Below are 4,467 nucleotides of genomic sequence, written 5' to 3' on the forward strand. Positions count from 1 at the left end.
TCCCGGCTGCACCGGGGATACGACAGAGCGCCTCGTGGCGCACTTGAAGCGTTCGACCTTCCCATTCGTCCGCGGGGTGTAGGGGCGGGTGCGCTTGTGCTTCGTCCTGGTCGTGGCGAGCGCGGCGGCCCAGGCGCGAGAGCGGTAGCAGGAACCGTTGTCGGTGAGGACGCGGTGGATCGGGGCGATCTCGTGGGCGGCGAAGAACGCAACGGCACGGTGCCAGAAGGCGGCTGCCGTGACGGCGCGTTCGTCTTCGAGGGCTTCGGTGTAGGCGAGCCGGGAGTAGTCGTCGATCGCGGCGTGCAGGTAGGTGTAGCCGACCTTCCCGGTGCCGGGCCCGGTGCGTTTGGATGCGCGGGCGGAGTCGGTGCCCATGCCGTGCATTCGCCACCCGCCGCCGGTGGGGATGCGTCCGAGCTTCTTGATGTCGACGTGGACCATGTCGCCGACGCGGTCGTGTTCGTAGCGGATGACCTCGCGCAGCTGCTCGCCGGTGGGCGGATCAAGGTCGCGTAGCCGGTTGAGTCCTCGCCGGACGAGGACGCGGTGCACGGTGGCCGGCGCCACCGTGACGCCGCGCAGACGATGGAGCTCGGCAGCGAGGCGGGCGGGCCCGTACTTGGTCTGCCGCCGCAGCGCCTCTACCAGGTCCGCGATGTCCTCCGCGGTCCGGGCCGGGCTCGTGGCGGGGCGCGAGGAGTGGTCGAGCAGGCCGTCCTCGCCGTGTGCTCGCCATCGGGCGTACCACTTGGCCAGGCAGCGGCGGGAGATCCCAGCTTCCGCCGCGACGTGTGCGATCGGCCGTCCGGAGTCCACGCGCAGACATAATCGCAGCCGGCCTTCCGGGGTCAGCGGGGCGTTGCGGTGCCCGGCCACGGTTCCCCACACGCTCTGGACCCGGCTATGGCTGGCGGTTCCCTGCCGTCGTCGTGCTGAGGCATACGTCCCCCATGTCACCGTCAACTCACTGGTGACCGTCCATGGTGAACGGTGGCACTGACAACGATGCTTCGGCGCAGGTCAGGCAACCTGGTTCGGGTTCGCTTCCTCAGGTTGCCGCCCTGCCCCGCGCTCGCGCTGCTTCTTCTTGACCCAGTCGTGCATGGCTTCGGTGAGCGCGTCGGAGGGCGTGCGGTCTTCCGCCGCTGCCAGTGCCTCGAACTCATCGCGCAGCGGCTTGGGCGGCCGGAACCCCATGACCCTGGTCTGTCCGGTAGCTGGCCGTCCCATGGCTCCCCCTCACCTCAGTATCTGTTTAACAGAATCTAGCATCCATCTGCCCGGATGGGTTGACAAGGGGGTCACCTAGGAGCATTCTTGTTAAACAGAAACCGGCGGCAAGCAGGGAGGGAATCAAATGGAGACGTGGGAGTTCCGTAAGGGAGAAAGGCTCGTGATCACCGACGGCCCGTACTCGGGCTCAATCGGCACGTTCAGGAAGATCCACCGGCATGGCGTCGAAGGACTTCCTGCGGCGCTCTACATGGATGGCGACAGCGGTGCCGGGTTCATGGTGAGCACGAACGTCGTGGAGCCGATTCCCGACCACGCGCACTCCCTGGTCGCGGTGCCGTTCCCCCGCACGGACGGGCCGTACTACTGGGGCGCCCTCTGCCCCCTGCACCCGGCTGCCGGCGCCCGCCCGACCCATCACGGCATGGACGAGGCAGAGAAGGCCGCCCACTCGACCGTATGCACCCACCGCTGAGTCAACAGCTCGCCGAGCCCGGCCCCTTGAGGCCGGGCTCACGCACGTCCAACGCCTATCCCGCCCGCGTAACCAACCTCATGAGACAGCACACCTAGGGGATGCCTTCGTAACCTTTTCATCCAGGGGAGTTGGTGGTTTTCCGGCGGGAGCGTACGGAATTGTTCACAGGGTCGACCAACGGGTCGGCAGTAACGGAAATCTGAATTCCTCTTGGCTGTCCATTGCCCGCCATCCGTATTCACGGAGGACAACAGAAGTGAACATCAAGTTCCGTATTCGCACGGCCGCCGCTGCTGGCGCCGCCGCTCTCGGTCTGAGCCTGCTCGCGGCCCCCGCGTCCGCCGACCCGATCCCCGCTACCGACTTCCGTCAGCTCGTTGGGGTGGGCTCCGACACCACCCAGGACATCGGTAACGCCCTCGGCCTGGCCATCACCGACCCCAACAACAACCCGAGCTCCCGGCTGATCGCCTCGTACGACGCGACGGGCAGCACGCCCATCAAGACCCGCGCCCTCAACTGTGTGATCACCCGGCCCAACGGTTCCTCGGCCGGCGTCGACGCGCTTCGCAACAACACGGGCTGCATCGACTTCGCCCGCTCCTCCCGCGGCCCCGTCGACGTGACGACCAACCGGCTGACGTGGATCCCGTTCGCCAAGGACGCAGTGACCATCGCGGTCCGGTCGGACAGCGCCCTCCGCGACGGCGTGGGCTTCACTACCGCCCAGCTCACCGACATCTACCACTGCGTTCCCTCGGCGCTCACGCGCACCTACTCGACGCCGAGCGGTCCCGTGCTCATCACGCTGAAGCCGCTGCTGCCGCATGCCGGCTCCGGCACCCGGACCTTCTTCCTGGAAAAGATCGGTGTCACCGAGGCCCAGGTCGGCACCTGCGTCAACGCCACGGTGCAGCCGAACGACGGCACCGCCCTGACCGACTCCGGCCACATTGCCCCGTACTCCATCGCCCAGTACATCGCCCAGACCGCCGGTGTAACCACGGACCGTCACGGAGCCGCGGTCCTCACCCCCGTGAACGGTGTCCAGCCGCGCATCGCCGGCAGGCTGAACATGGCCTTCCCCTACGCCCATGACGTCTACAATGTCGTCCCGACCGCCAAGCTGACCGGTGGTGCCACCCCCGACGCCGACCTAATCGGCGCCTTCCAGACCAGCCCCCTCGCCCCCGCCAAGGTCTGCCTCCAGACGGCCAGGATCGAGCAGCACGGCTTCGGCCCGATTGGCGCCGCCTGCGGCAACACCAGCATCAAGGGCGAACGCTGATGACCCGGGGCGGAGGCTGACCGACGGCTCCGCCCCGGCACTCCCCGCAGCCTCACCCGGCCGCACCACGGCCGGACACCCACCAGGTGCCCGGCATGGACCCCGGTTCAACTCCGGGCCCGCACCACCGCCCTGCCGTCATATCGGCCGGGCGTTCGCGCTCCCCGATGCCGCCATCACACACCGCAGCGGCACGACACTCCGGAGGTAACCATTCCGGACACGACTATCATCGAACACATGACCGAACCCGGCCCGCGCGTGACCGTCACCCTCCCCGGAGGCGGCACCACCGAAGGACGCCTCCACGGCCGCCGCCGGGACGCGGACGGCCGGTGGTGGTACGAGGTCAGCATCGCCGTACCCGCCGCCGCGGCGCGCCCCATCGACGGCGAGGACTACACCGCGGTCCCGACTGCGCTGGACGACGCCGACGGCTGGATACTCCAGGCCCGCCCCGCCACCAAGGTGCTCCTGCTGCACCGGGCCGACTGCTGGGCCACCGCAGGCCGACTCACCCCCGCTACAACCGACCAGGCCGCCGATTTCATCAAGCACGGGTGGGCCGAGGCGTGCGACGTCTGCAACCCAGACCCCTGACCAGGGCGACGCCGAACAGGACGACGGCCCCCGCCGGGCTATCTTCCGTTCTAGTGGTCGTCGCAACACCCCAGTTCAGGGGATGCGATGGACTTCAAGATCCGGGAGGACCGGGGGCCCCCTGCTCCTCCTCCAGCGGTCCGTAGCCCGCCGTCTCCAGTTCGTGCATCAGGTCGCCCACGTCCGCGCCGTGTCCGTTGTTGGCGTCCGCGATCCACTGCCAGACAATCCCAAGGACCGCGCGCGCATCGTTTCCGTTGAGGTGCTGCGATCCCATCTGGCCCTCGATCACTGCTGGCTCTCCTTGCTGCTGCGTTGGGGGGAGGTCGGTTCTCTTGCCCGGTCGTTTGGGGTTCGCCGCGAAGAATGCGGCCACCTCGTCCTCACGGAACCGGGGGCGCGTGCTCCCGTCGCCCTCCGCAGGCTTAGGGAAGGCGCCGGTCCGCCGATACGAGTGAATCGTCTGACGGCTGACCCCGTGCTCTGCCGCGATCTCGGTGGTGGTCATCAAGCGCGGGCTCCCCTATCCGCCTGCATCACCAGGAGGAATGACCTATGGCCGATCGTATCCACCTCACCCAGGAAGACGAAGGTCTCCGCCGCTCGCGGGCCATCGTGCTCAGCTTCGACAGCCGCGAAGAAGGCGCCGGGGCGGAAGCCGCGGTCGGTGTCCTCTGACAGGCGATCTTGACCGTTTGCCAAGTGATCTTGACCGACGCCGGGTTCCTGCCACTCCGCGCCTGCTCGGAACGGACCGGGCGGACCGGACCATCGCCGGGGAGATCACGGAGTTCGCCGACCGGCTGGTCTCCGTGGCCGGGCCCGCCCTACCGAGCGCCGTGGTGGTGGACGTCGGGCAGGTGCT

General features: G+C 68.3%; 7 protein-coding genes. 4 read left to right on the plus strand and 3 right to left on the minus strand.

Annotated elements, in window-relative coordinates:
- The coding region (locus tag GA0115259_RS15460; protein WP_176732559.1) for an IS481 family transposase at positions 1 to 879 on the minus strand (879 nt) is incomplete at its 3' end.
- A gap of 144 nt (positions 880 to 1,023) precedes the next feature.
- Complete coding sequence (locus GA0115259_RS15465) at positions 1,024 to 1,200, minus strand: hypothetical protein (protein ID WP_237540039.1); 177 nt, start codon at positions 1,198 to 1,200, stop codon at positions 1,024 to 1,026.
- A gap of 196 nt (positions 1,201 to 1,396) precedes the next feature.
- Between GA0115259_RS15465 and GA0115259_RS15470 the strand changes: the two genes are divergently transcribed.
- The 3 genes from GA0115259_RS15470 to GA0115259_RS15480 all read left to right on the plus strand — a co-directional run bounded on the left by GA0115259_RS15470 (position 1,397) and on the right by GA0115259_RS15480 (position 3,602).
- Complete coding sequence (locus GA0115259_RS15470; protein ID WP_141716579.1) at positions 1,397 to 1,711, plus strand: hypothetical protein; 315 nt, start codon at positions 1,397 to 1,399, stop codon at positions 1,709 to 1,711.
- Between the two features lie 259 nt (positions 1,712 to 1,970).
- Positions 1,971 to 3,002, plus strand: a complete 1,032-nt coding sequence (locus tag GA0115259_RS15475) for a substrate-binding domain-containing protein (RefSeq protein ID WP_107469192.1) — start codon at positions 1,971 to 1,973, stop codon at positions 3,000 to 3,002.
- 240 nt (positions 3,003 to 3,242) lie between these two features.
- Positions 3,243 to 3,602: a DUF6233 domain-containing protein gene (locus GA0115259_RS15480; RefSeq protein WP_093596654.1), complete on the plus strand. Its 360-nt coding sequence runs from the start codon at positions 3,243 to 3,245 to the stop codon at positions 3,600 to 3,602.
- Between the two features lie 94 nt (positions 3,603 to 3,696).
- Here GA0115259_RS15480 and GA0115259_RS41865 read toward each other — a convergent pair whose 3' ends face one another.
- Positions 3,697 to 4,110 (minus strand): helix-turn-helix transcriptional regulator, encoded by a 414-nt coding sequence (locus tag GA0115259_RS41865; protein WP_237540044.1) that lies wholly within the window; start codon positions 4,108 to 4,110, stop codon positions 3,697 to 3,699.
- Positions 4,111 to 4,157: 47 nt separating this feature from the next.
- On the opposite strand from GA0115259_RS41865, the gene GA0115259_RS41870 reads away from it, so the two are divergent.
- Positions 4,158 to 4,280, plus strand: a complete 123-nt coding sequence (locus tag GA0115259_RS41870; protein ID WP_256098012.1) for a hypothetical protein — start codon at positions 4,158 to 4,160, stop codon at positions 4,278 to 4,280.
- Positions 4,281 to 4,467 lie beyond the last annotated feature (187 nt).

This window comes from Streptomyces sp. MnatMP-M17 (assembly GCF_900091995.1).
In the GTDB taxonomy this organism is placed as follows: Bacteria; Actinomycetota; Actinomycetes; order Streptomycetales; family Streptomycetaceae; genus Streptomyces.

Coding starts and splice junctions, on each gene's coding strand:
- GA0115259_RS15465 (WP_237540039.1), bottom strand. CDS start 1,200: ATGGGGTTCCGGCCGCCCAAGCCGCTGCGCGATGAGTTCGAGGCACTG.
- GA0115259_RS41870 (WP_256098012.1), top strand. CDS start 4,158: ATGGCCGATCGTATCCACCTCACCCAGGAAGACGAAGGTCTCCGCCGC.
- GA0115259_RS15480 (WP_093596654.1), top strand. CDS start 3,243: ATGACCGAACCCGGCCCGCGCGTGACCGTCACCCTCCCCGGAGGCGGC.
- GA0115259_RS41865 (WP_237540044.1), bottom strand. CDS start 4,110: ATGACCACCACCGAGATCGCGGCAGAGCACGGGGTCAGCCGTCAGACG.